This window comes from Lysinibacillus sp. GW821-FHT14F06 (assembly GCF_058803665.1).
Genome location: NZ_JBXAPF010000006.1, coordinates 87,654 through 113,519, shown reverse-complemented (window position 1 = coordinate 113,519; position 25,866 = coordinate 87,654). Strand labels below are relative to the sequence as shown.

Here is a 25,866-nt window from a genome sequence, read left to right as displayed (position 1 = left end):
AAGAAAAAATATATTCAAACTATTATTTAGAGGTGAAAAGGGTAATGAAAGAAATCAAAGGCTTATTAGTAATGGCATATGGAACACCTTATAAAGAAGAAGATATAGAACCGTACTATACGCATATTCGCCATGGTCGTAAACCATCACTAGAGCATTTAGAAGATTTACGTAGTCGATATGAAGCAATCGGCGGATTATCACCACTTGCTGCGGCGACAAAAGCTCAAGCAGAAGCTCTATGTGCACGATTAAATGAAGTTCAAGATGCTGTAGAATACAAATTATTTATTGGTTTAAAGCATATTCATCCATTTATCGAAGATGCTGTAGAACAGATGGTAGCAGAGGGTATTAAAGAAGCGATTACTATTGTATTAGCGCCTCATTTCTCAACATTCTCTATCAAGTCTTATAATGGACGTGCAGCAGAAGCGGCTGGAGATCGTTTAAGCATTACTTCTGTAGAATCTTGGTACAACGAACCAAAATTCATAGAGTATTGGAAAAATAAAGTGAACGAAACATTTAATGGTATGTCTGAAGAAGAACGTGAAAAAGCATGTTTAATCGTATCTGCGCATTCGCTTCCAGAGAAAATAAAAGAGTTAGGCGATCCATATGAAGACCAATTAATCGAGACAGCTCGTTTAATCCAAGCAGCAACTGGTGTACAAAATGTAGAAGTTGGTTGGCAATCAGCAGGTCAAACACCAGAGCCTTGGATTGGTCCAGATGTTCAAGACTTAACTCGTGACCTATATGAGCAAAAAGGCTTCCGTTCATTCGTTTACACTCCAGTTGGCTTTGTAACAGAACATCTAGAAGTTTTATACGATAATGATTTTGAATGTAAAGTTGTTTGTGATGAACTAGGGGCAAAATACTATCGTCCAGCTATGCCAAATACACATCCATTATTTATTGATGCGATGGTAGATGCTATTCATAAAAAATTAAGCTAAGCGAAAAGAAAGTGATGATGTTGGTGACTCAGAAAAGACGAAAGGTAGTTGTTGTAGGCGGTGGTATTACTGGTCTTACAGCTGCGTTCTATATGCAAAAAGAAGGAAGCGCACAAGAATTGCCCTTAGATATCGTACTTGTCGAGTCGTCACTACGTCTTGGCGGAAAAATTCAAACACTTAGAAAAAATGGTTTCATTATAGAGCGCGGACCAGAATCTTTCTTTGATCGGGAGAACTATGTATATACGTTGGCAAAAGATTTAGGAATTGAACAAGAAATAATTACGAGTAACACAGGTCCGACTTATATTGCTGTTGGTAGTCATCTTTATCCAATTCCTAGTAATCTTCTGTCTGGAGCAACACCGCATGTCTCGTCATTTATTACATCTGGTTTATTTTCACTTAGCGGAAAAATACGTGCAGCAGGGGATTTTTTTATTCCTCGCTCTGCACAGAATGATGATCAGCCATTAGGGCAGTTTTTCAGAAGAAGATTTGGTGCAGAAATTGTCGAAAATTTAGTTGAACCATTACTTGCAGGAACATTTGCAGGAGATATTGAGCAGTTAAGTATGTGTTCAACCTTCCCACAGCTTTATGGATTAGAACAAAAATATCGTAGCCTTTTACTAGGAATGAAAAAGTCTGGTACGAATTTTTTAAGTAATAATCTTATTGCTAAGGATAAGGGGATTTTTCAAACCTTTAATAATGGTCTGGAGACACTTATCGAGGAACTTGAAAAATCATTACTTCCTGGATCAATAATGAAGGGTGTAAAGGTCGAAGAGATTGAACATCGTAAAGATGGCTCAGTTCAAGTTGTGTTAAATAATTTTACTCAAATTAAGGCGGATGCTGTTATTATTGCCACGCCATTTAATGTCGTAGAGAAAATGTTTAGTAAACAACAGCTTTTAACTGAATTGAGTACGATGAAGGCAGCTACTATTGCTACTGTGACAATGGCTTTTACAAAAGATCAATTAGGCGATCTGGATGCACTATCGTTTTTTGTCTCCCGAAATAGCGATTTTTCAATAACTTCCTGTACTTGGATGAATCGTAAGTGGCCAGGTACCTCACCTGACGATTATGTGCTATTACGCAGTTACATTGGTCGAGTGGGCGACGAAGCGATTGTAGCGTTATCAGATACTGAAATTGAGAAAACTGTGTTACAGGATTTAAATAAAACTATAGGTATAGATGGGAATCCAATAATGACAGTGGTTACACGTTGGAAAAATGCGATGCCGCAATACACTGTTGGGCATGAGGCGAAAGTCCAGAGCATAAAACAAGAATTACAAGAACATTTTCCAACTGTAAAATTGGCAGGTAGCTCATTTGAGGGAATATCCATACCAGAATGTGTGCAACAAGGTAAACATGTTGTAGAAGAAGTGTTAAAGGAAATATTTTAAATAATAGAAGAGCAATAGTACGAACTTTAATCATTAAGTTCGTACTATTTTTTGTATTTATGTAAGTTTAAAAAAACAAAAAGAAACAGCAAACTTGCTATTTCTATTACCAATTATTTTAACCAGTAGTACCTGTAACCCCAGCAGAACCGAATGTGTGATACAGATTATTTTGAAAATTTTTAATGAATATTGGTTTGGTTTTATACTAGATTATAGCTTTCAAAATATATAGCTTAATTTATTAGGAGTTCTTATGCTCTTTAATTAAAATACCTTCAAAATACTTTTTAGTGTGTAAAACTTTTTCATCGTTTGGAATAAAGGATCTAGCTAATTCGTTATGGGCATTGGCTAATTCGTATTGTTGTAAACCGTCAAAAAGTACACAAAGTTGTAAATGAGGTAACCACGTAGTATAGGTTTTATTTTGGAATGGGGCGTTTGGGTTTTGTTTAATGACGAGAGCTTGTTCGTACCAAAATATAGCTTCGTAATTTTTAAATTGTTCCACAAAGTGGAATCCGAGTCTGCAACATGCTTCTGGGCGAGGAATATCGTATTCAAAGCTTCTTAGTATAGAGCTCAAATAATTTTCTTTATCTTTTAAATTGAAATAGCAATCTGCTAATTTATAGCAGGCTTGAATATTATCTTCCACCCAGCCCAATTTGGAGGTTAAAAATGTTTCATAGTAAAATAAAGCATCATCGAATTGTTCATGATCCAGTAATTCATTTGCGTAATAAAAGGTATCACGGGGAGAGAGGTTCTCCAGATGGGACGAGTTGCCTATAGATGTTAATATTCCGGCTATGATCATGACTGAGTGGTAAATGACTGACAGCAACATCACTATCTAAAAGATTGCCACCGACTTCTAAATATTCATGGACAGCTCCTATCCACTGAAATTGTTTATCCTTTCTTACTAAACGATATCTTCTTAATAGAGAGCTTACATTGCCCTCACTATCAAAACTTAAGTGATAATTCATTGAAACTGCATCTATATTGGAGTTTAATGATCCTTTCAGCAAATTTAAATTTCTCCTGATCCTCCGCTAAAAATACATCGTCTGCATCAAGCCATAAAATGTACTCCTTTGTTGCTTGTTGAAATGAAAAATTTCATGCTGCTGCAAAATGGTGAATCCATTTAAAATCAATAACACGCTCTGTGAATTGCTTCGCGATCCCTTTCGTATTATCAGTAGAACCAGTATCAATAATATTAATCTCATCAACTAAGTCTTTAACGGATGCCAAACATCTACCGAGGACATCCTCCTCATTTTTTACAATCATACATAAGCTAATTGACACCATAACTGAAACGCCTCCTTACCCGAATCCATGTAGTATATGTTTATTAAAGGGGGAGAGTTAGATAAATGTTTGTTAAAGTAGTGTTATTTATAATGAATCTGATAATGGCGTTGGTTTGTCATAGAATTACCAATCAAGTTTCACTCGGATTTCACAAATGTGAAGTATAGTTAAGAGGCAGAGGTGATGATGTTGAAAAGGTTTGCATTCTTCATTCTTTCTTTACTTCTAGTAGTGTGGTTGGCTGGCTGTACAGATTTATCCTTTAAGCCTATCAAGAGCAAACAGAACTTTATTGCGTCTTTAAATATACAAGAACCATCATTAGATTTTATAGATGAACAGGGGAAGGTAATAGCTACATGGTCGTTTGATAAAGCTTATACTGGTGCAGTATTACTTGGAGACGATCGTATCTTATTGTTCGGTCATCAGTTAGATAAAATTGATGTTTATACATTATCAACTGGGGAAAAGCTCTATTCAAAAAAAGTGAAGATTGGTACTACAAATGTTTATTATTCCGAAAATGATAAACAATTCTTTATTACGAATAGCACTACGAATACAGTGACAAGCTTTGATGAGAAGGGAAATGAGCTTGCCTCACAGCAGTTAGGTAATTACCCTATGTCCATGGCAGCTTTTAAGGAAAAGCTATATATCATAAATTTTAAAGATACCAAATTATCAATTTTAAATGTCAAAAATCTGAAAGTTGAACAGGAGTGGGTAATTCCAAAATCAGCACATGGTTTAACAATAATAGAAGAAACAAATGAATTGTGGGTTGGAGGGCATGGTGATGGAAGTAAACCTAATAGCTCCGTAAAACGTTATGATTTATCTACAGGTGAATTGCATGGAGAAATAGAGATGCCATTAATGCCTGTAGGATTAACAAAAACGAAAGACTCAGTCCTTGTGGTTAGTCATGGACATAATGAATTATATGTAGCTGACTTTAATGGTAAGGTGAAATGGCAGCTAGAGGTAGGGGCTAACCCATTTGTTGTTAATCAATTTAAGAACTATATTGTGGTTGCCGGATATGATGATCACACATTGTATTTTATTAAGAATGGTCATGTAGAAAAAACAGTGGATGTTGGAAAAGGTGCATTTCAACTGTTAGTAAGGGAGGAAAAATTGTGACAACTGTATTAATTGTTGATGATGAGCGAGATATGCGCAATCTAATAGAGATGATGCTTAATAATTCTAATTTTGAAACCTTTACTGCAGCAAGTGGTATGGAGGCATATGATATTATTGTTCGTGAACAAATTGATTTGGTTCTACTAGATGTTATGATGCCGCATGAGGATGGCTTTGTAGTATGTCAAAGTATCCGAGCAATGTCGAATGTACCAATCATATTTTTAACTGCCCGTGACGCGAATGAAGATAAGGTAAAGGGGCTAACGCTTGGCGGGGATGATTATATTGTCAAGCCATTCACAGTAGAGGAGCTACTAGCTCGTATACGTGCAGTTTTGAGAAGAACTGGCTCAAGTATAAATGAAATACAGCAAAAATATATCGTTACTGGACCCATAAAGCTAGATGAAATATCTCGAAAAGTATCAGTGAATGATAAAAGCATTCCACTCACACTAAAGGAATTTGAATTATTGCATCTATTTATGAAAAATCCAGGAAATGCGTATACAAGAGAACAATTATTGGAACGCATTTGGGATATTGATTATATTGGTGGAACAAGAACAGTGGATACTCATATTAAAACGTTACGATTGAAGCTTGGAAAGGAAGCCGCGGCATATGTACAAACCGTCTGGGGAGTAGGCTACCGTTTTGACGCAAACGAATGAAAAAGATATCTACTCGTATTTGGATATTAATTTTTACTTTTTTAATTATAACGGTTGTATTTATGTATGTTTTGACTGATTTTTTATATGAACGTCTTTATGTGGAAGACACAGAAGATATGATGATTGAAGTCGGTACAAAATTACAAACTATGTATGCAGGTGGAAAGGTAACAGATGAATTTATTGCAGATATTGAACATTATAGTAATTATTCAAATTTAAATATTTTTGCAGTTAGAAATCCTCGTGAGCTTAGCGCTTGTGTTCCATTCGATATTGATTATGAAACATTGATTGGTCCTGAGGATCGCCAGCAATTATTAGCAGGACATTATGTACAAAAAATAGGATATGAACCTCGATTTGACAGACAGCTTATTTCTGTAGTACTTCCATTAGTGGATCAAAATAGACTTGAAGGCATCATCTATATTTACTTTCCATTAGCAAAAATTAGTGAGTTAGCAAATGAACAGGTTACTTTTCTAGTTGGAAGCGCCCTATTATTTTTAATCGTCATTAGTTTTTTAATTTATAAAGGGATTCGCCATATAATGCGACCATTAAGTGAATTGCAAAGGGCTGTAGAAGAAATGTCGGATGGAAATTATGGGACTCGTGTGCCGGTTAATTCTAGAGATGAGATTGGGCGATTATCTAGTACCTTTAATAAAATGGCAGCGTCTATACAGCAAGAGGATGAGGCTCAAAAAACGTTTTTAGCTACCGTTTCTCATGAATTACGAACGCCTATTAGTTATGTGAAGGGCTATGGTGAAGCATTGCATAATGGCTTCATACAGGAAGAACAAAAAGAAGAAACCATTCAGCTGATTGTTCGCGAGGCAAATCGTATGGAGCGTTTGACAAATGAACTGCTTCAACTAGCTCGGATGGAGAATGAGCAAACAGAAATCACGCTATATCCAATTCCACTTGCCGAAACATTGCGTGAAGTTCAAAAAATATTAATTCATCAGGCAGAAAAAAAGAGGATAGTACTGAAATTAGAAGCTGATGATGCTTTAATTATCAAAGCAGATGAAATCAAGTTGAAGCAAATTTTTATAAATATAATAGAAAATGCTATTAATTACTCGAATGAGCAGTCAAAGATAGAAATAGTAGCTGTAGAGAATCATAACAGTGCTCAGATTACAATAAAGGACTATGGAATTGGTATTCCACAGGAGGACCTACCACATGTGACAGAGCGTTTTTATCGTGTCAATAAGGCACGTGGTCGAGAGGATGGTGGTAGTGGCTTAGGCTTATCGATTGTGGAGCAACTTTTAAAACAGCTATACGGTAAAATTGAAATTGAAAGTAAAGTAGAAAAGGGCACAACGGTGAAAATTACGTTGCCATTAATGGAGGAAGAATAAATGAAAAAATGGTTGTTAGCATTAATAGCAGTACCAGCATTATTAGTAGGATGTGGGGAAAAAGAAGAACCCACAACATTAAAGGAGCCTGAGGTACCTCAAATACCAGATGTTGAAATCTTAACAGCAAAAGAAGTAGCAATCAATGAAACGATTGAACTTGCTGCACATGTTGAGCAAGGTGGAAAAAATGTTGATAATGCTGTTGTGGAATTTGAGGTTTGGGAATCTGGCAAACGTGATGAAGGGCAAATGATTGAAGGAAATTTAGAGAAGGATGGCGTTTATAAAGCAGAAACGACATTTGACCATGATGGTGTTTATTATATGTATGCTCATACAACAGCTAATGGCGTTCATAATATGCCTAAGCAACAAATTACAGCTGGAAACCCTGATATGTCACAGATCGTACCAGAGGATGACAAAGCGAATAACAGTATGGATAATAATATGATGAATCACGATAATGATACAGAGCAAAGCGATCAAGAAAAAAATGAAAAAAATCATCATTAAACACTTGCATTATTGTTAAAATAGGAATATGATAATGACCAGATGACCGAAATGGTTTTCTGGTCATTTTGTTTCTGTGTACTAAGAATGTACATAACCTAACAAGAAAGGATGTTATTAATGGATCGTAGGCAGGAAATTCTTGAAGCAGCTGCAAAATCTTTTACATTGTTTGGTTACAAGGCGACAACGATGGAGCAAGTAGCGAAAATTGCTAATGTCGGTAAGGGAACGATTTATACATTCTTTGCAAATAAAGAAATTTTATTTCAAGAGATAGCTATGTCACTTGTACGAGAGATGAAGGCAGAAGCAGATGCAGTGTTGGATGCATCAGCGAGTTTTATGGACAATGCACATAATGCTTTAATGAAAATGCTACAGTTCCGTGAAAAACATCTTTTATTTGCGAAGTTATTAGAGGAGGAAAAAGAATTACGAACGCCAGCTGTCAAACAAGTTCTCATCCGTATCGAGACTGAGATTTTATCGTATGTTGCTGAGTTAATTCAAAGGCGTATTGATAAAGGTGAGATTAGAGACTGTGATGCAGAATTAGTGAGCTATCTGTTGCTAAAGGCATATCTAGCATTTGTTGTTGATTGGCATGAACTGCATGGCGACATGATACCAGAGGAAAAGATTTTAAATCTTTTTAAAGAAACAATCTTCCGTGGACTACTTTTAACTTGATTCGGCAATTTTAATTGGATTAAGTACCAGTCTATTCACTGGAAGGTTTCGATTTTTTTTGAATTTAAATGACCGATTGACGTTTTCGGTCAACTAGTATAGGAGTGAGGTAATTTTATGATTAAAGCTGAATGGCTGAAAATCTTGAAAACAAGAAAAATGCTTGTGTCAATCATTGCTGTATTATTTATTCCAGTCATGTATGCAGGCATGTTTTTATGGGCTTTCTGGGATCCATATGCAGGTCTACCTAACCTGCCAGTAGCAATTGTCAATGAAGATAAGGGTGCTAAAATGGATGAGGTAAAATTAGATTTAGGTGACACCTTGGTTGAAAAGCTTGTTGATAGTGAGCAATTTAACTTTATTGAGGTATCTAAAGAACAGGCTGAAAAAGGCTTAAATGGCCGTGACTATTACATGATTTTAGAAATTCCAACAAATTTCTCTGAGCATGCTACAACACTATTAGATGACAAACCTTCTAAATTAGTGATGAACTATATTCCGAATGAAGGATTAAACTTCCTTGGTGCACAGATTGGTGAAACGGCAATGGATCGTGTACGTGCGGAAGTAAATGCACAGGTTTCAGCAACTTATGCAGAAAAATTATTTGATTCCATTGCAACACTTGGGGATGGCTTTACAGAGGCCGCTGATGGCTCTAATAAGCTAGATGAAGGTGCTCAAAAAGTTGCTAATGGTGCGAAAGATTTAAAAGGTTATCTTGAACAGCTGGCATCAAGCACAATTGAATTATCAAATGGTACAGATAAAATTACAAAAGGTGCTGGAGATGCCGCTAAAGGTGCAAATGATTTATCTACTGGTTTAGTAAAGCTTCAGGATGGTACAGTGCAATTACAAAAAGGTGCGCAACAAGCAGCAAATGGTGCTACAAGTCTTGAGCAAGGTTTAACGCAATATACACAGGGTGTTGCGAAAGTGGAAGCAGGTTTAAACACTTTAAATGATAAACAACAGCAGATTAGTACAGGTGCAGCTTCTATTGCTGAAAACGCTGGTGCATTAAATGGTGCAGCAAACCAATTAACAGCGGGTTCTGCAAAAGTAGAGGCAGGAATTACAGCCTTATCTAATCAATTACAAGGTATGTTGGCTTCAATGCCTGAAGAGCAAGCTGCAGTATTAAAGCAAACATTAGCAGAACTTCAAGCTGGAAGTGCAAACGTGCATAATGGTTTAAATTCGTTATCAGCAGGCACAGAAAAATTACAAGCTGGTGCAAATCAAGTTAGCACTGGAGCAACTCAAATTGCAGCAGGTCAGTCAGAAGTGCTAGCAGGTGCTAACGCGTTAACAGCAAAGAGCAGTGCTTTAATGGAAGGTGCAAAAGGTCTCCAAGCAGGTAATACGACATTAGCAGCAAAATTAGGTGAATTAAATGCTGGTGTGAATACAGCAGTAACAGGTTCTAAAACACTAGCATCTGGTTTAAATGAGTTAGCGAATGGGACAACAACCTTAAATCAAGGTACATCTACACTTGCCTCAAAATCTGGAGAGCTAGCACAAGGCTCTGCAACACTTGCAGATGGTTCAACTGAGCTTGCAGATGGTACATCAACTTTATCTGGCAAATTAGGAGAAGCAAGTGAGAAAGCAAATGAAGTACATGCAAATAAAGACACATATGATATGGTAGGTAGTCCAGTTCAAGTCGATAAGGAATCCGTTAACCATGTGCCAAACTACGGAACGGGCTTCGCTCCATACTTTATTTCTCTTGGCTTATTCGTCGGAGCATTATTAATCTCCATCGTGTTCCCACTTGTAGAGCCAGCTATTCGTCCGAAAAATGGGGCAACTTGGTTTACAAGTAAGGTGTCAGTATTAGCAATCGTCGGCTTAGTTCAAACTATATTAACAGTGGTTATTGTTAAATGGGGACTTGGTCTTGAAGTAAATAATTTAGGATACTTCGTATTAACAGCATTATTAACAAGCTATGTTTTCTTAGCTTTAATTCAAATGTTAGTGTCCATTTTCGGTGATCCAGGACGCTTTATAGCAATTGTTGTTCTGATTTTACAATTAACAACAAGTGCGGGAACATTCCCACTAGAGTTAATCCCATCACCATTACAAGTATTTAACAAACTATTACCAATGACATATACTGTTCAAGCCTTTAAATCAAGCATTTCTACAGGCGATATGTCTTTCTTAATGCAAAACTACGGCGTACTATTAGGCTTCCTAGTTGCATTCTTAGCGATTACTTTCGGATACTTCATGTTACTACACACAAAACGCTATTCCAAAGTAGCCGAAGAAAATTAAAATTCAACTACTTTGCACCCACCAACTAAATGGTGGGTGTTTTTATGTTGCTATTGTATTGAGTATTTTCAAAGACTTGGCTATTATGAGAAATTTCTCAGGGGGAGGGGAGGTCCGCTCAGGCATGGGGAGGATTCGCTCAGGTAGAAGGCAGACCTGCTCAGGTTGAGAGAAAATTTGCTCGGGTGAGAGGCAGACCTGCTCAGGTTGAGAGGAAATTCGCTCGGGTGGGAGGCAGACCTGCTCAGGTTGAGAGGAATTCGCTCGGGTGGGAGGGAAAACTGCTCAGGTTGAGAGAAAATTTGCTCGGGTGAGGGGCAGACCTGCTCAGGTTGAGAGAAAATTTGCTCGGGTGAGAGGCAGACCTGCTCAGGTTGAGAGGAAATTCGCTCAGGTGGGAGGTAAACCTGCTCAGGTTGAGAGAAGATTCGCTCAGGTGAAAGGAAAAACTGCTCAGGTTGAGAAAAAATTCGCTCGGCTAAGAGGTAAACCTGCTCGGGTGAAAAAAAACTGCTCATGCTAAGTAGAATTTCGCTCAGGCAGTAAGTCTCCTCTACCTAGGTAATGGGAAAATCTCCTAGATCCTGGAAACAACAATAAAAAAACAACAGCTGATATGAGCGTATCAGCTGTTGTTTTGTAAGTGTAAGAGATTTAATTAAGGGTTCATCAAAAATGATGAGGGGTGTCATTAATGGTACGTGTGGGGCACGTAAATGACAATATTACAGAATAGGCAAATGCTTATAGGTGGTTACATTTTTCACAAGTGTTGCTGTAGCATTCACTTTGCTCTTCAATTTTTTCACCGCATTCTGTGCATTGCTTTGCAGGTAAGTTCTTGAAAAATTCAACTACGTTTTCTAACATTGTGGACTCCTCCTTTAAGTTCATCTGTACTATTACTGTTTTGATATTTCTTAGTGTATTATAACAGATGCTTTTCGTCAACACAAAATGCCTAATTTGCGTTAAAATAAATATGGATATTTTGTGAAGGAGGAAAAGTAAATAATGATTTTTGTTGATAATAAAGGAATTCATGACCCACGCATTAACCTTGCCATTGAGGAGTACTTATTAAAAACAATGGATGTTGAAAAGGAACCTGTACTCCTTTTTTACATAAACCAGCCTTCCATCATCATTGGGAAAAATCAAAATACTATTGAAGAGATTAATACAGATTATGTGGAGGACAATGGTATTATTGTTGTGCGACGGCTATCTGGCGGTGGTGCTGTGTATCATGATTTAGGGAATCTTAACTTTAGCTTTATTACCAAAGATGATGGCGAAAGCTTTATGAATTATAAAAAATTCACACAGCCTGTTGTAGATGCACTGGCTAAAATGGGTGTAAATGCAGAGCTTTCGGGGCGTAATGATATTTTAGCAGAGGGACGTAAGGTTTCTGGAAACGCACAATTCTCTACGAAGGGACGAATGTTTAGTCATGGGACATTGATGTTTGATACAGAAATCGACGCTGTTGTGTCTGCTCTAAAAGTGAAGAAGGATAAGATAGAATCCAAGGGAATTAAATCAATCCGCTCACGAGTGGCTAATATCTCTGAATTTTTGAAGGATAAGATGACTGTTGAAGAGTTCCGATTAGAAATTTTAAAATCCATTTTTGATGGTGAAGAAAATATTCGTTACTATGATCTAACCGAGGAAGATTGGGCAAATATTCATAGACTATCTGATGAACGTTATCAAACTTGGGAGTGGAACTATGGTAAATCACCACGCTTTAATATTCAAAAAACACATCGTTTCCCAACAGGAGGCATTGATATTCGCTTAGAAGTAAATCATGGCATTATTGAAGAAGCGCATATTTTTGGTGATTTCTTCGGTGTAGGAGACATGGCGGATGTGGCACAACGATTAGTTGGGACAAACTATAATCGTTCAGCGATTGCTGAAGCGTTAGCGGATATTGATATTCCAACATACTTTGGTGGAATTACAACTGAAGAGTTTTTACAATTAATTTATTGAGTAAAGTTTATTGAAAAAGACGAGTGCCTAAGACATCACATTTCGGGCAAATGATCTTTTATATTAAAGGTTCGCTGACAATTATGTCGTCGAACCTTTTTTTGGTACAATATAGAGTAGAAAGGAGTGTTGGTATGCAGAAGCATCGGATATTTATTGTCGAAGATGATGTGAAGATTGCATCATTGCTTGCGGAAACACTTAGAAAATATCAATACGAAGTTGAAACAATTAAAGAATTTGATCATCTCATTGAAGAGTTTACAGCATTTAACCCACATATGGTGTTGCTTGATATAAATTTACCTGCGTACGATGGCTACTATTGGTGTCGTCAATTACGTCAGCATACAACTTGTCCGATTATATTTATTTCTGCCCGTTCAGGGGAAATGGACCAAATATTCGCATTGGAAAATGGCGGCGATGATTTTATCACAAAGCCGTTTAACTATGAAATTGTGCTGGCAAAAATTAGAAGTCATTTGCGCCGTACATATGGTGAATATGCTGCAAGACAAGAGGAACGTACGATAAAGCAGGGACAGCTAATTCTTCATTTAGAGAGAATGGAGCTTCATAAAAATGATTTAGAGATACCCCTTCAGAAAAAGGAATGTATTATTTTAGAGCTGCTAATGGGTAATGCACCGAAAGTAGTTACCCGTGAGCAATTGCTAGAAGAGCTCTGGGATGATCAGGCTTTTGTGGATGAAAATACATTGAACGTTAATATGACAAGGGTTCGTAAAAAACTTGCGGATTATCATATTTCATCAACAATCGAGACAGTACGCGGTGCAGGATATCGCTTTATGCTAAGCGCAGGTGAGCTATAGTGGGATGGAAATTATTTTTGCGTGATTACGCTTCGTTCATTGTGTTCCAGCTACTATTGGTTGGGTTCATCATGATCTTATATGGGCTCGACGGTTTTCGAAACGTTGATACTGCAATATACTCCTTCTGTATTAGTCTAGTATTGCTAGCCTCTTTCTTACTTGCCCGCTATTTAATGCGCCAGCGTTATTTATTGAAAATCTCTCAGCTTCCAAAAATGATGGAGGATGTACTCCAAAAAAACGCTAAAACACCGGAAGCAATACAGACTGAGAAATATATGCATGAGCTATATCGACTTTACCAGCATGAGCTCCACTCATTGTATGCAAGTCAAAAACGACACGACCAATTTATGAATCAATGGGTGCATCAAATGAAAACACCCATATCTGTAATTGAGCTTTTATTGCAGGATGATCGCCCACTTGATAAAAGAAATGTACAGGAGGAGATTGATCGTTTACGAAGAGGCTTAGACATGGTGCTTGTGAATGCTCGATTGGAGAACTTCGAGGAGGACATGCAAGTAGAGCAAGTGGCATTAAAAACAATTGTTACTGCAACTGTAAATGAAAATAAACGTTTATTTATTACGAAAAGAGTTTTTCCCGAAATTCATATCGAGGAGGACATAATTGTAGCAAGTGACTCTAAATGGCTTCGGTTTATTATTGGGCAATTTGTAACCAATGCTGTTAAATATACTTTTGAAGCCAATAAAAAAATAGTTATTTCTGCTGTGAAAAGGGATGACTATGTTCAGTTAGCTATTTGCGATGAAGGTATTGGTATTCCTGCCTCAGATCTTTCGCGTGTCACAAAAGCCTTTTTCACAGGAGAAAATGGTCGTAAAACAGGGGAGTCTACAGGTATGGGCTTATATTTAGCTAAAGAGATTTGTGAAAAGCTAGGGCACGAATTAAATATTACATCAGAGGTGGGAAAAGGAACAATCGTTACTGTGACATTTACGAATTAGGGGGAGCAAGGATGAAAGAGGTACGTATTAATGAATGGATTTTGAATATAGAGAGCGAAAAAATGGAAGCATTTATCGAATCAAATCACGATGCTTGTGAATGTCTATGCTGCAAAAATTTTCGTAAGGCTAGTCTTTTGCTTGATGCAGAAGTTATGCATTTTTCAAATTGTCTTGGGCTAGACTTACATAAACCAACTTTACTAAATGCTTTTCCTGTGGACGGTGAACAGGTGATGTATAGTGGGCATTATATGGTTTGTGGAGAAGTCATTGAAGGGGAAATGGACGCTTGGGATGTTGTTGTTGGCAATCATTGCTTTAGTCTTGTTGAGGACGATGATCAGACATCTATTGCAGAGCCACATTTTCAAATTGGTTTTGAGGTAGTCTTGCAATGGCTATTACCAGAATCTCTGGAACTAATTAAGAAATAAGGTGAAAAGATATGCCTATTTTACAAATAAAAGATGTGACAAAGGTTTATGAAGGTAAAGTAACACATCGTGCGCTGAATCAACTAAGCTTTGATGTTGAAGAGGGCGAGTTTTTAGCAGTCATGGGTCCATCAGGAAGCGGAAAAACTACATTATTAAATATTATTTCTACGATTGATGAACCAACTAGTGGTGAAATTATTTTAGACGGTTTAAATCCGCATAAGCTAAATGCAACAGAGCTTGCCTACTTCAGAAGGAGACAGTTAGGTTTCGTTTTTCAGGATTTTAATCTGCTGCATATGCTGACTGTTGAAGAAAATATTGTGTTGCCGCTAACATTGGATCAACAACCATTAGAAGTTATGGAGGAACGTTTGGCAGGTATTGTTGAAAAGCTAGATTTAACTTCGTTCTTGCAAAAACGACCAAATGAAATATCTGGAGGGCAAGCACAAAGAACAGCAATTGGACGAGCACTTATTCATAATCCAAGTTTGATTTTAGCGGATGAGCCAACTGGTAATTTAGATTCGAATTCTTCCCGTGATGTACTTGAACTTCTAACAAAAATCAATAAGGAAAAACAAACGACGATAGTCATGGTCACACATGATCCGATTGCAGCTAGCTACTGTGATCGTGTGTTATTTATTAAGGATGGGGAATTTTTCAATGAAATTTATAAGGATGATCGCCGTCAAATGTTTTTCCAACGTATATTAAATGTTTTAAGCTTACTAGGAGGAGGACAAGTAGGTGACCTTTCGACAATTCGCTTACCGTAATGTCGTACGGAACAGCCGTATTTACGGAGCCTTTTTCATGGCAAGCTTTTTTTCTGTGGCTGTGTTTTTTATCTATTCCATGCTTATGTTTCATCCAGATATTGAACGAGGAATTTTAGGTGAGGTATCGCTAATTGGGATGATTGGTGCTGAAATCGTACTTGTCCTTTTTACACTTTTCTTTTTGTATTATTCGATGAGTGCATTTTTAGAGGCCAGATCACATGAATTTGCGATTTTATTGCATCTAGGTATGGAAAGACGCCAGATGAATAGATTAGTTTTTTTAGAAACGATGATAATAGGATCAGGTTCCATTATTGTTGGCATTATATTTGGCTTCTCTTTCTCAAAATTCTTTTTCATGATTGTGCGAGAAATTTTACACTTAGATCAATTGCCCTTATATGTTTCATGGCAGCCATTTTTGCTAACAATAGGTGTCTTTACTAGTGCTTTTGTGGTCATCTCGTTTATCAGCGTGTACTTTACTCGTGAAAGAAAGTTACGTGATCTTATTAAAGGGAATGACTATTTAAATAAAGGTTCCACTTATTCGAAAGTCCGAGCAATATATGGTATTGCCCTCGTTTTATCCACATATATTCTAGCGTTTATCGTTGCGAATACATCATTAATTGGATTGACCCTATTAATTCCGTTTTCAGCGACCTTTGGAACCTATTATTTTTTCAGTGATTCCCTTCCTTGCTTTCTAGATGTAGCCCGCGGTAAACGAAAATTTCATTGGCAGCGCTATCGCCTACTTTCATTAGCAGAGCAAACCCACATTATGATGGATAATGTGAAAATGTTTTTTGTTGTAACGATGGTATCAACCTTAGCATTTTTATCGGTTGGTGTTTTAGCGACAATGTCTTCGTATACGACTCAGTATGATCGTTTAAACCCACTAGGGCTTGTGTATAAGGGAGATGTGGATAATCCATATGAACGAAATCATATTAACTCTTTACGAATTCAGTTAGAGGAAAAAGGTTTATCATATCACTTATCCCGTTTCGTTGTAGTAAAGCAGACTTCCTCTTTTACACATAATGAAGTAGAAGTTTTTAGAGAATCAGATATGAATGTATTACTATCATCCTTTAGCTATCCATTGCTTGATTTGGCATCAGGAGAAGCTGTGTTCATACCCTATTCGGAGGATTCCTTACAAAAATTAAAAAATAAAGTTGTGCAAACTATTTTGGAGGAAAATTCTATCCCCATTACTATAGATAGTGTTTATCCTAAAATCATATTCCCTGGCTCCATTGTCAGTGTCAATTCAATTATTATAAGTGATGAGGATTTTGCCAGACTAATTAAGCCGATTGTTAATAAAGATATTGAGCAGCCTGTTTATCATTTATTCACTTTTTATATTCCTCAATGGATGGAAACAAAGGATATTGGCGGTGATATTGATGAGATAGCTGTATCTCAATATTTCAAAAAGAAGGGTAAATTTAGCCCATTCTATTTTGAAAACGCAGGATTAAATTATTCTTATATATTAGCTACCTACTCATTATTTACATTAGTAGGGGTTCTGGTGGCAACAGTATTTTTATTAGCTGCAGGCAGTTTTATTTATTTTAAATTGCATACCTCTCTTGAACGAGAAAAGCGTAAATTTGATGTTTTAAAAAGGATGGGCTTAACAGATACAGAGCTTAAAAAGTTAGTGAATCGGCATCTTTTCCCGCAATTTTTCTTGCCATGGGGTGTAGCAATGATGCATAGTGCCTTTGCCTTTCTAATGGTTCAAAGTATTTTAAAGGATATTGCTAATATTTCCATAGCTAAGGAAGTTTTCTTTGCATTTGGTTTCTTTGTTTTAATACAAGTAATCTATTTTTATTTAATTCGCTGGCGCTACATCTCCCATATTCGTTCGTAAAGATAATGTATAAAAGAGAAAAAAATGAATTATTTGACGGTATTTTTGACATGAAATAAAAAGTTTCATTGTCTTTTAGTTATATTTCTTATATAATAATACTGAATAACGATTCATTTTATCTTCATTCAGTAGAAGACTCCCACCTCTGAGGTGGTGATATGGATGCGGGTGTAATTCCTTTTCAAGGGATATCCAAACATCTACTGAATGAAGATAAGGCCTCTGGCGGATGTCACGGATTTTCAAAGGATTGAATTTTACAAGCACAATTCAAAATCTGGACGCATTGTTTATCTGTAGCGAAAGCAAAGCGGCAGCTACAATTACGCCAAGGCGAAATTGATACGATAAGGGGATGGTGTAATTGAATTTAGTTTCGAGTGTTCGTCAACAAGCAGTACAGCAGCCAGATAAAATTGCGTATCATTTTATGGGGAAAGATACGACATATGGTGAGTTTGAGTTTACAGTTGGGCGCTTTGCAAAGGGGTTACAAGAATTAGGTGTAGAAAAAGGGGACCATGTAGCATTTTTATTAGGTAATACACCGCACTATTTAATTGCCTTGTATGCGACGATGCGCTTAGGTGCAACAGCAATACCAATCAACCCGATTTATACGCCGGATGAAATTTCTTATATTTTGCATAATGGCGATGTAAAGGCTGTTATTGCACTTGATGTTCTTCTACCTCTAGTAGAAAAGGGTGTACAAGCTTTTCCTCAAGTAACATCATTTATTATTTGTGAAACAGCAGCAGATACCGCAGAGAAAATTGCAGCCTTGTCACAAGAGGCAAAAGCAAAAACGCATTTATTTACTCAAGTGATTGCTAACGTATCAGATTCTTTACAGCCTGTGGAAGTAGCCGATGATGATAATGCCATTATTCTCTATACATCTGGAACAACAGGATCTCCAAAGGGAGCTATGTTGACGCATGAAAATATTTATTCAAATGCACGGGATGTAGCACATTATTTAGGCTATAAAGCAGATGATCGTATTATTGCAACTTTGCCAGTTTTCCATGTATTTGCGTTAACGGTTGTTGTGAATGCACCTTTATTGAGTGGAGCAACAGTATTACTTGCACCACGCTTTAGTCCAACTGAGATTTTCGCCTTAGCAAGTGAGCAAAAAGCAACTGTATTTGCTGGTGTACCAACAATGTATAACTTTTTATATCAATTACCTGAGGGCAATTCAGAAGATTTCTCGACAATCCGCTTAGCAATCTCAGGAGGCGCTTCTTTACCTGTTGCACTATTACATAATTTCGAGAAGAAATTTAATGTACGTGTTTCGGAGGGCTATGGTTTATCAGAGGCTTCACCAGTAACTTGCTTTAATCCATTAGATCGTGATCGTAAAGCAGGTTCAATTGGGACATCCATCTGCAATGTTGAAAATAAAGTTGTCGACGTAAATGGGCAAGAGGTTCCTGTTGGGGAAGTAGGGGAGTTAATTGTTAGAGGACCTAATGTTATGAAGGGGTATTATAAACTGCCTGAAGAAACAGAGATGGCTATACGTGATGGCTGGTTATATACAGGTGACTTAGCGAAGGTTGATGAAGAGGGTTATTTCTATATCGTTGATCGTAAAAAAGATATGATTATTGTAGGGGGGTACAATGTCTATCCAAGAGAGGTTGAGGAAGTACTCTTTGCTCATAACAATATCGTTGAAGCGGCAGTTATAGGCTATCCCGATCCTAATTTAGGGGAGGCTGTTCATGCATTTGTAGTCTTAAAGGAAGTAGCAGCAACCTCCACAGAGGATCTACTTGCATATTGTACAAAACATATGGTGAAATATAAGGTTCCTAAAGTCATAGAAATTATGGATGAACTACCGAAAAATACAACAGGAAAGATTTTACGTCGCTCTTTAAAAGAAAAAGTATAAAATGAAGTAGCTACTATTGAAAAATGGTAGCGCTTTTTTTATTGTACAATGCTAATTTGTAAAAAAAATTGCTCCTTCAGGAAATAAGTTGAGTATAGCTATCAGGAAGTGATAAAATCAAACTTGTGACAACTGTTACATACTTTATCAAGGCTTGTCATATAGTGAGAAAGTAGTCTATAGCAAGCTGTATACAATAATGGAACCCATTGGTGCAAAGTTGCGTCAAAGCATGTAGAAAATTAAATTGAAAGAGAGCATTTGGAAAAATGATAGAACTCATCAAGGAGTTAATTAGTTTTATTGTGCATATCGATGTGCATTTAGAAGAAATCATTCGCGATTTTGGTAATTGGAGTTATCTTATTTTATTTGCCATTGTTTTTGTTGAAACAGGTGTTGTCATTTTCCCGTTCTTGCCAGGTGATTCATTGCTTTTTGCAAGTGGTACATTAGCTGCAGCAATGGGCGCATTTGATATGTGGATATTAATTCCCGTATTTTTAGTAGCTGCAATTTTAGGAGATACGATGAATTATCATATTGGTCATAAAGTAGGAACATCTATTCCGCCAAAAAGCTTCCTAGGTAGGGTCATAAAAAAAGAGCGTATGGAAGCCGCAGAAAAGTTCTTTAATACACATGGTGGAAAAACAATAGTCATCGCTCGCTTTATGCCATTCATTCGAACATTTATACCATTTGTTGCTGGTGCAAGTAAAATGAAATATAGCTATTTCATTATGTACAATGTAGTAGGCGCAATTTTATGGGTATTTAGTTGTACATTATTAGGGTATTTCTTCGGTAATATTCCAATTATTAAAGATAACTTCTCAACAGTGCTTATTTTAATTATCCTTATATCTGTAATACCAGCCGTAATCGGTGCTATTAAAGCAAGAAATGGAAAATAACACGGACAGTCCAAAAGTGATAAAAAATCACATGGGCTGTCCTTATTTTAACTTCTTTCAGCGAGTGTCCAAACACCCGCTGAAATAGAGGAACCCAGGCTAAGATCTTCACATCCTGTGAAAACGCCTGAGTGACCAACATCGTGCTACTGATGCTACGTTAGCACTACGCTTTCGCGCAAAAAACATCTGTTGGCCCAAAGCCTCTGGCGGATGTCGCGGAATCGGAAAGGAGTTAATAAAGGATGTTAGCCTAAAATCATAGCATCCATGCGATAACGGCTAACTGGCCTGCATCACGCAGGCCTAAGCACAAAGCCGATTTTGGACGCAATTATGCCGAGGCATAATTGATTTTATCTTAAAAATTGAATAATCCCCTGAGAATCCTCAATATCTGTTCCATGAGGTGTTTCAATGACAATAAAATTGGAAGAAAGATAGAAGATGGTAGATGAATAGTCATCATCTAAATCCACCTTTCGATTAAAATCTAAAATACCCAATGAAGCTTTAATACGATGATAATTGACTTCATGCCTCGATAAAGCTTCAATCCAAAGCCGATTCTGTGACATATTTACATTTGGTAATTGGATTTTATCTGAAATATCAATGCCCTCGATAATAGCAGGGAATTGATAATAGGTAACAAGAGCCTTTCCTGCTGGGATATTGTCATTATTAATGTGACGAATGTTAAGATTAGAGTCAGCATTTCCTATTGTCACTGGTAATGTATCACCTAGAAAATCAAATTCCCATGTTTTCTTTTTATAGTTATCTGTTAAAAAAGAAGAGTTATATTGCTGATCATATTTTTGGATAGATTCAATATTCTTTTCAATTTTCTTTAATTCTGATTTCGATAATACCTGTATGGATGAGTTTGCGAAAAAGCTAAGATATAGCAGTGCAAATAATCCAACTCCAATATATACTGTAATCCCAATAGATAGACGTTTAAGAGTCCAGAAGTTTTTTGTTTTGTTATTTACCTTTCTTAATACAAACAAGACCACAATAACTAATAATATTGGAATCAGTAAAGAGAGTAAGATTACTATAATGTTTGTCATTTGCGAGACACCTCCGATTTATCAGCAATCCAAATACAGAGAGTAAAGCACAGTATAGTTACAATTACATAAAATCCGCTAAGTGCGAGATCTGGTAATTGTATAAATGGTTGAAGATTCACAAACTTAGGAAAAATAATTGGTGAAATAATGACAATGACTAATAACACTATTGCTGATATTTTTATGATACTTGGGCCTTGGAAGCAGTAGCCAAATAGTAAACCGATTGCGCTGAACAAACAGATGCTGCAGAGGCACACAATAAAAATCGATGGTGAAATAATGATTTTATCAATAATGAGTGAATCCTTTTCGATTAACGACAGGCCCAATATTTGTATATAGTAACTAGCTAACATAATCAAGACAGCAAAAAAGCTATAAAGAATAAGAACAAGTATATTTGCGATTGCACTTGAAGTTCGACTTGAAATAATAGATAAATCATCCATGCGATACGCTTTTGTAGTAAAGATAAAAGCTGTTATAAATGCCCAAAATGCTGAAATTATAAGAAACATATCAAGCGAATAAATGGAGACCTGAACATTTAAATTTCCACGTCCATGACCACTTGAAGCACTCCCAGAGCTGAACAGCAATGCACCAAAAATAACTTGTAAAATTATAAGGGAGCTAAGGGCTGAGCAATATAATTTGGCTTTCCATTTTACTTGCTTTTTGACAATCGTTTTGAAAGACATATTAGTCAAAGATTGCATCGATATCACTTCCTTTATTATTGGTTAAATACCTGCAAATCTCACTTGCAGTAAGGGCTGATTTTGTAATACCTTTTATTCGAAGCATTTCCTCCGTAATGAAAAGTCTGCTTGCATCAACAATTGCTGTAGACACTCCAGCTACAATCTGATGGGCGTAAACATCTATATCAGAAAGCAAGGATTCAATCATTTCACTTGGTCCGTTTAAGGCAATTAATTGTTCCTTCAATTTATCCACAGAGACATGTGTAACGACAGTACCCTCATCTATAAGTAGAATTTCCTCCAAAATGGACTCCATTTCCTGTAAATGATGACTAGCGATTAAAATCGTCCGAGGAAAGGCTATGTATTCCTTTAGGATAGCTCTATAAAAATCTGTTCGAATAGCTTCGTCCATTCCATTCATAGGCTCATCTAATATAGTTAATGCACAGCGGCTTACTAATCCATAGACAAGATTAAAGGTAGCCATTTGTCCTTTAGATAATTGCTGATGTTTAGCGGAAAGATCAATGTTTGCATATTGTAGCAGGCGATAAGCTAACTCACTTTGCCAATTTGGATAATAATCAGCGCCCATTTTTAAGATTTCTTCTAATGATAAGTAATCTGAAAAGCTTAATCGATCATCAATTAAAATTGTGTTGGCAGCAGTTTGAATATTGTTAAAGGGATTCTCATTAAACACATGACAGAAACCATTAGTCGGTTTTAGAAAGCCTGCTATAATTGTCAGCAATGTTGATTTACCAGCTCCATTACGACCAATAACACCGACTATTTTTTCGCCATTTATTGTACAAGTAACATCTTGGAGTGCATGAAGACGCCCAAATTTTTTAGATAGCTTTTCACATTGAATAACATTCATTTCAATTCCTCCTGTGTTTTTTGAATAAGTGCCAGCAATTCCTCATCAGAAACAAGTAAGCGTTGTGCCTCTAAAACAATCTCTTGAGCCATCTTCGTTAATATTTCACTGCGACGTTTCAATAAAATCCGATCTTTTGCATCTGTTGCAACAAACATACCCAGCCCCCGTTTCTTATAAAGAAGTTGTTCCTCAAGTAAGATGGTCAGTCCTTTACCAGCCGTAGCAGGATTAATATTGAATAACTCTGCTAGTTGATACTGTGAATAAACCTTTTCGTCAGCTTGTAACCGATTGGCGATAATTTCATGTTGCAGCCATTCGGCAATTTGAATATAAATGGGTGTTGTACTATCTAAATGAATATGCATGAAAACCCTCCCTTCATTTTGGGTATCACAGTACATTAGTGTTGTAATGTACTATAGTTTAAATTAAATTAAATGTCAAATAATACTAAGCGTATTTTAATATGTAAGGAGGCAATTTTTTTTACAAGTAGTTATAAGGTTTTGTTTAACTACAGAACATTTTTAAATGTATGATGAATGATGAGCAAATGGTCATGAAAAAATGTTATAATATTCATTATTAAATAATGGAGAAATGGGGGCGACAATATGGAAGTATTTATTGGCAGACAACCAATTTTTAATCTTCATGAACAAGTTGTTGCATATGAATTGTTATATCGAAGCAAAAATGTGGATGCTTTTCCGATGGTTGATTCAGATGCAGCAACAGTCGATGTATTAGTAAACTCATTTCTTTCAATTGGAATAGAAGAAGTTACAAACGGAAAGCCTTGCTTTGTCAATTTCACAGAAAATCTGCTAATGAGCTCAATTAATGAATACTTAAATCCATCTCAAGTTGTCATAGAGATTTTAGAGGATGTCCCTTTGACACCACAGCTGGTTGAACGGGTTATAGAGCTTAAATCATATGGGTATAAAATTGCTTTAGATGATTTTATATTGGATGAACATGTACAAGTTTATGACGAGCTATTTGTTCATATTGACTTTATAAAGGTGGATTTTCTATTGTCGCCTCTGCTTGAACGTATGGAAATTGAAAATAAAGTAAAGGAAAAATTTCCTCATATTAAATTGCTTGCAGAAAAGGTTGAGACACGTAATCAATTTGAAATAGCAAAGCATTCAGGCTATGAGTTATTTCAAGGTTATTTTTTTGAACAGCCTCAAATTATAAAAGCAACTGATATACCAGTGAATACTATCCAATATTTTTATATTATTTCGTTGTTAAAAGAAGAGGAACCTAATGTACAGTTATTATCTGAAAATATTGAACGTGATATTTCGTTAACCTTTAAATTATTGCAAATGGTTAACAATTCTTCTAGACGTTCTAATTCGAAGGTACGCTCTATCAAGCAGGCAATTTTAATACTCGGAATAGCCGATTTACGCAAATGGATTTACTTATTAGCAATGCGGGAAATAGATAGAGATTCGGATTCAGATCTTTTTAAAGAAGTGGTGAGAACATCATTATTTAGAGCGAAAGCATGTGAGAAATTGGCGAAGCTCTCCTATAAACAAAATTTTTCAGAGTATTTTTTTGTAGGCATGTTTTCATTGATTGATACTTTACTGCAAAGACCATTACATACTATTTTACAGCAGCTACCATTTTCTGAAGATATTAAAGCAACCATTTTAGGGTATCAAACAGAGATGACGCCATATCTAGATTTCAGTATTGCACTAGGGAAACTAGACTGGGATAGCTTAGAAGAAATAGCTCCCCAAATCAATATAGATTTGAAAAATATTGATTTTTTATACCATGAGGCAATCGAATGGGCCGAAAAATCATTATAAGCACAGCGGAAATAAGTACCCTTTAAATGCTCATTCAGGTACTTATTTTTCTGTTTTTATCGAATAGTTTGTTATATACAAATTGGTGTAAGTAAATAATATGTAGGATTATTCCCTTCATCATGATGAAGTTCTCAACGTGAAAACTATTTGCTATAATCATCTCGTCTTAAAAAAATTCTGATAGTTGAAGTGGGCGTGGGGAAATGAAACATGATGTTAGGGAAAGCATTGTGGAGTATGTGTATGTAATTATTGGGGCGGCAGTGATTGCTATTGGTTTTAATGTCTTTTTATTACCAAATCAAGTTGCTTCAGGTGGGGTAAGCGGAATAAGTACGATTTTACATGGTTTATTTGGCTGGAATCCGGGGATTGTTCAATATGGCTTTAATATTCCATTATTTATTGCTGGCGTATTATTCCTTGGCAAAAAATTTGGGGTAAAATCGTTTGTCGGCACAGTGACTTTACCGTTCATTGTATTATTAACGAATAATTGGGAGCCTTGGACTGATAATCCTTTATTAGGTGCCCTTTTTGGAGGTATTGTTGTCGGTTTAGGAATAGGACTTGTTTTTAAAGGGAATGCTTCTACTGGTGGCACTGATTTGCTAGCGCAAATTATTACAAAGTTTACCGGAATATCTCTTGGTACAAGCGTACTATTAATTGATGGGGTCATCGCCATTAGTGCAGCAATTGTTTTCGACTTAGAGAAAGGTTTGTATGCCCTGATTGGATTATTTGTGACAACAAAAACGATTGATATTATTCAGTTAGGCTTTAGCCAATCCAAAATGGTTTATATTATTACGATGAAACAAGATGAGGTCCGTGATGCCATTTATGCTGAAATTGATCGTGGTGTGACACAATTACCTGCAATTGGTGGCTATACAAGGGAAGCACGACCAGTATTGATGGTGGTTGTCTACCAAACAGAATTCACAAAGCTGAAACAACTCATTAAAACCGTTGATCCATCAGCGTTTGTTATCGTTTCCGATGCTTATGAGGTATTAGGAGAAGGTTTCAAACGTGCATAATTTTGGTATAATATCGTGGAAGTAT

General features: G+C 36.4%; 23 protein-coding genes and 1 pseudogene. 18 read left to right on the top strand and 6 right to left on the bottom strand.

The genetic code is table 11. The annotated features are described in order from the left end of the window. Window positions 1-44: 44 nt before the first annotated feature. Together hemH and hemY are read left to right on the top strand one after the other, a co-directional pair. Entirely contained in the window at window positions 45-965 is a 921-nt protein-coding gene (gene hemH / locus AC1RNS_RS07685) for a ferrochelatase (RefSeq protein WP_492991707.1), read from the top strand. A gap of 14 nt (window positions 966-979) precedes the next feature. Then, on the top strand, window positions 980-2,398 hold the full coding sequence (gene hemY, locus AC1RNS_RS07680; protein WP_492991833.1) for a protoporphyrinogen oxidase: 1,419 nt from the start codon (window positions 980-982) through the stop codon (window positions 2,396-2,398). A gap of 244 nt (window positions 2,399-2,642) precedes the next feature. Here hemY and AC1RNS_RS07675 read toward each other — a convergent pair. Beyond that, window positions 2,643-3,727, bottom strand: a pseudogene (locus AC1RNS_RS07675) (glycosyltransferase family 2 protein). Between the two features lie 186 nt (window positions 3,728-3,913). On the opposite strand from AC1RNS_RS07675, the gene AC1RNS_RS07670 reads away from it, so the two are divergent. From AC1RNS_RS07670 to AC1RNS_RS07645, 6 genes are all read left to right on the top strand, one after another. Beyond that, window positions 3,914-4,882 carry a YncE family protein gene (locus AC1RNS_RS07670; protein ID WP_492991706.1) on the top strand — a complete coding sequence of 323 codons (969 nt, stop codon included), beginning with the start codon at window positions 3,914-3,916 and terminating at the stop codon, window positions 4,880-4,882. Further along, window positions 4,879-5,562, top strand: a complete 684-nt coding sequence (locus AC1RNS_RS07665) for a response regulator transcription factor (protein ID WP_492991705.1) — start codon at window positions 4,879-4,881, stop codon at window positions 5,560-5,562. The genes AC1RNS_RS07670 and AC1RNS_RS07665 overlap by 4 nt, the downstream gene beginning before the upstream one ends. After that, window positions 5,559-6,950 (top strand): sensor histidine kinase, encoded by a 1,392-nt coding sequence (locus AC1RNS_RS07660; RefSeq protein WP_492991704.1) that lies wholly within the window; start codon window positions 5,559-5,561, stop codon window positions 6,948-6,950. Before AC1RNS_RS07665 ends, AC1RNS_RS07660 begins: the two co-directional genes overlap by 4 nt. Next, window positions 6,951-7,469, top strand: a complete 519-nt coding sequence (locus tag AC1RNS_RS07655) for a FixH family protein (RefSeq protein WP_492991703.1) — start codon at window positions 6,951-6,953, stop codon at window positions 7,467-7,469. 120 nt (window positions 7,470-7,589) lie between these two features. After that, on the top strand, window positions 7,590-8,162 hold the full coding sequence (locus tag AC1RNS_RS07650; RefSeq protein ID WP_427541059.1) for a TetR/AcrR family transcriptional regulator: 573 nt from the start codon (window positions 7,590-7,592) through the stop codon (window positions 8,160-8,162). 117 nt (window positions 8,163-8,279) lie between these two features. Beyond that, window positions 8,280-10,469: a YhgE/Pip family protein gene (locus tag AC1RNS_RS07645; protein ID WP_492991702.1), complete on the top strand. Its 2,190-nt coding sequence runs from the start codon at window positions 8,280-8,282 to the stop codon at window positions 10,467-10,469. A 744-nt stretch (window positions 10,470-11,213) separates the two neighbouring features. Here the strand turns inward: AC1RNS_RS07645 and yhfH are convergent. Further along, the gene (gene yhfH, locus AC1RNS_RS07640; protein ID WP_012292204.1) at window positions 11,214-11,339 is read right to left on the bottom strand and encodes a protein YhfH; all 126 of its coding nucleotides are present in this window, start codon (window positions 11,337-11,339) and stop codon (window positions 11,214-11,216) included. A gap of 144 nt (window positions 11,340-11,483) precedes the next feature. Here yhfH and lplA point away from each other — a divergent pair, with 144 nt between their 5' ends. The 8 genes from lplA (at window position 11,484) to AC1RNS_RS07600 (ending at window position 20,261) form a co-directional block, all read left to right on the top strand. After that, on the top strand, window positions 11,484-12,476 hold the full coding sequence (gene lplA / locus AC1RNS_RS07635) for a lipoate--protein ligase (protein WP_492991701.1): 993 nt from the start codon (window positions 11,484-11,486) through the stop codon (window positions 12,474-12,476). A gap of 134 nt (window positions 12,477-12,610) precedes the next feature. Next, complete coding sequence (locus AC1RNS_RS07630; protein ID WP_427541071.1) at window positions 12,611-13,315, top strand: response regulator transcription factor; 705 nt, start codon at window positions 12,611-12,613, stop codon at window positions 13,313-13,315. Then, window positions 13,315-14,298, top strand: coding sequence for a sensor histidine kinase (locus tag AC1RNS_RS07625; protein ID WP_492991700.1), 984 nt, complete (start codon window positions 13,315-13,317; stop codon window positions 14,296-14,298). Before AC1RNS_RS07630 ends, AC1RNS_RS07625 begins: the two co-directional genes overlap by 1 nt. An 11-nt stretch (window positions 14,299-14,309) precedes the next feature. Further along, entirely contained in the window at window positions 14,310-14,735 is a 426-nt protein-coding gene (locus tag AC1RNS_RS07620; protein ID WP_492991699.1) for a hypothetical protein, read from the top strand. An 11-nt stretch (window positions 14,736-14,746) separates the two neighbouring features. Further along, window positions 14,747-15,523, top strand: coding sequence for an ABC transporter ATP-binding protein (locus AC1RNS_RS07615; protein ID WP_492991698.1), 777 nt, complete (start codon window positions 14,747-14,749; stop codon window positions 15,521-15,523). Next, the gene (locus AC1RNS_RS07610; protein WP_492991697.1) at window positions 15,495-17,429 is read left to right on the top strand and encodes an FtsX-like permease family protein; all 1,935 of its coding nucleotides are present in this window, start codon (window positions 15,495-15,497) and stop codon (window positions 17,427-17,429) included. Before AC1RNS_RS07615 ends, AC1RNS_RS07610 begins: the two co-directional genes overlap by 29 nt. Window positions 17,430-17,796: 367 nt before the next feature. After that, a complete protein-coding gene (locus tag AC1RNS_RS07605) occupies window positions 17,797-19,344 on the top strand; it encodes a fatty acid--CoA ligase family protein (protein WP_492991696.1) in 1,548 nt (515 codons plus the stop codon). A 272-nt stretch (window positions 19,345-19,616) separates the two neighbouring features. Further along, window positions 19,617-20,261, top strand: coding sequence for a VTT domain-containing protein (locus AC1RNS_RS07600; RefSeq protein ID WP_492991832.1), 645 nt, complete (start codon window positions 19,617-19,619; stop codon window positions 20,259-20,261). A 356-nt stretch (window positions 20,262-20,617) separates the two neighbouring features. Here AC1RNS_RS07600 and AC1RNS_RS07595 read toward each other — a convergent pair whose 3' ends face one another. Genes AC1RNS_RS07595 through AC1RNS_RS07580 form a run of 4 tightly spaced genes read right to left on the bottom strand, consistent with a single transcriptional unit; the run spans window position 20,618 to window position 23,313 of the window. Further along, the gene (locus AC1RNS_RS07595; protein ID WP_492991695.1) at window positions 20,618-21,340 is read right to left on the bottom strand and encodes a hypothetical protein; all 723 of its coding nucleotides are present in this window, start codon (window positions 21,338-21,340) and stop codon (window positions 20,618-20,620) included. After that, a complete protein-coding gene (locus AC1RNS_RS07590; protein WP_492991694.1) occupies window positions 21,337-22,065 on the bottom strand; it encodes a hypothetical protein in 729 nt (242 codons plus the stop codon). The genes AC1RNS_RS07595 and AC1RNS_RS07590 overlap by 4 nt, the downstream gene beginning before the upstream one ends. Then, window positions 22,049-22,942 (bottom strand): ATP-binding cassette domain-containing protein, encoded by an 894-nt coding sequence (locus AC1RNS_RS07585; RefSeq protein ID WP_492991693.1) that lies wholly within the window; start codon window positions 22,940-22,942, stop codon window positions 22,049-22,051. Before AC1RNS_RS07585 ends, AC1RNS_RS07590 begins: the two co-directional genes overlap by 17 nt. Then, window positions 22,939-23,313 (bottom strand): GntR family transcriptional regulator, encoded by a 375-nt coding sequence (locus tag AC1RNS_RS07580; protein ID WP_492991692.1) that lies wholly within the window; start codon window positions 23,311-23,313, stop codon window positions 22,939-22,941. Before AC1RNS_RS07580 ends, AC1RNS_RS07585 begins: the two co-directional genes overlap by 4 nt. Before the next feature lie 249 nt (window positions 23,314-23,562). On the opposite strand from AC1RNS_RS07580, the gene AC1RNS_RS07575 reads away from it, so the two are divergent. Next, entirely contained in the window at window positions 23,563-24,792 is a 1,230-nt protein-coding gene (locus AC1RNS_RS07575) for an EAL and HDOD domain-containing protein (protein ID WP_492991691.1), read from the top strand. A 206-nt stretch (window positions 24,793-24,998) separates the two neighbouring features. Beyond that, window positions 24,999-25,841, top strand: coding sequence for a YitT family protein (locus tag AC1RNS_RS07570; RefSeq protein ID WP_492991690.1), 843 nt, complete (start codon window positions 24,999-25,001; stop codon window positions 25,839-25,841). Window positions 25,842-25,866 lie beyond the last annotated feature (25 nt).

Excerpts from the sequence above, each read along its gene's own strand:
- hemH (WP_492991707.1), top strand. The coding sequence starts at position 45 with ATGAAAGAAATCAAAGGCTTATTAGTAATGGCATATGGAACACCTTAT.
- hemY (WP_492991833.1), top strand. The coding sequence starts at position 980 with ATGATGTTGGTGACTCAGAAAAGACGAAAGGTAGTTGTTGTAGGCGGT.
- AC1RNS_RS07670 (WP_492991706.1), top strand. The coding sequence starts at position 3,914 with ATGATGTTGAAAAGGTTTGCATTCTTCATTCTTTCTTTACTTCTAGTA.
- AC1RNS_RS07660 (WP_492991704.1), top strand. The coding sequence starts at position 5,559 with ATGAAAAAGATATCTACTCGTATTTGGATATTAATTTTTACTTTTTTA.
- AC1RNS_RS07655 (WP_492991703.1), top strand. The coding sequence starts at position 6,951 with ATGAAAAAATGGTTGTTAGCATTAATAGCAGTACCAGCATTATTAGTA.
- AC1RNS_RS07650 (WP_427541059.1), top strand. The coding sequence starts at position 7,590 with ATGGATCGTAGGCAGGAAATTCTTGAAGCAGCTGCAAAATCTTTTACA.
- AC1RNS_RS07645 (WP_492991702.1), top strand. The coding sequence starts at position 8,280 with ATGATTAAAGCTGAATGGCTGAAAATCTTGAAAACAAGAAAAATGCTT.
- yhfH (WP_012292204.1), bottom strand. The coding sequence starts at position 11,339 with ATGTTAGAAAACGTAGTTGAATTTTTCAAGAACTTACCTGCAAAGCAA.
- lplA (WP_492991701.1), top strand. The coding sequence starts at position 11,484 with ATGATTTTTGTTGATAATAAAGGAATTCATGACCCACGCATTAACCTT.
- AC1RNS_RS07630 (WP_427541071.1), top strand. The coding sequence starts at position 12,611 with ATGCAGAAGCATCGGATATTTATTGTCGAAGATGATGTGAAGATTGCA.
- AC1RNS_RS07620 (WP_492991699.1), top strand. The coding sequence starts at position 14,310 with ATGAAAGAGGTACGTATTAATGAATGGATTTTGAATATAGAGAGCGAA.
- AC1RNS_RS07615 (WP_492991698.1), top strand. The coding sequence starts at position 14,747 with ATGCCTATTTTACAAATAAAAGATGTGACAAAGGTTTATGAAGGTAAA.
- AC1RNS_RS07595 (WP_492991695.1), bottom strand. The coding sequence starts at position 21,340 with ATGACAAACATTATAGTAATCTTACTCTCTTTACTGATTCCAATATTA.
- AC1RNS_RS07590 (WP_492991694.1), bottom strand. The coding sequence starts at position 22,065 with ATGCAATCTTTGACTAATATGTCTTTCAAAACGATTGTCAAAAAGCAA.
- AC1RNS_RS07585 (WP_492991693.1), bottom strand. The coding sequence starts at position 22,942 with ATGAATGTTATTCAATGTGAAAAGCTATCTAAAAAATTTGGGCGTCTT.
- AC1RNS_RS07580 (WP_492991692.1), bottom strand. The coding sequence starts at position 23,313 with ATGCATATTCATTTAGATAGTACAACACCCATTTATATTCAAATTGCC.
- AC1RNS_RS07575 (WP_492991691.1), top strand. The coding sequence starts at position 23,563 with ATGGAAGTATTTATTGGCAGACAACCAATTTTTAATCTTCATGAACAA.
- AC1RNS_RS07570 (WP_492991690.1), top strand. The coding sequence starts at position 24,999 with ATGAAACATGATGTTAGGGAAAGCATTGTGGAGTATGTGTATGTAATT.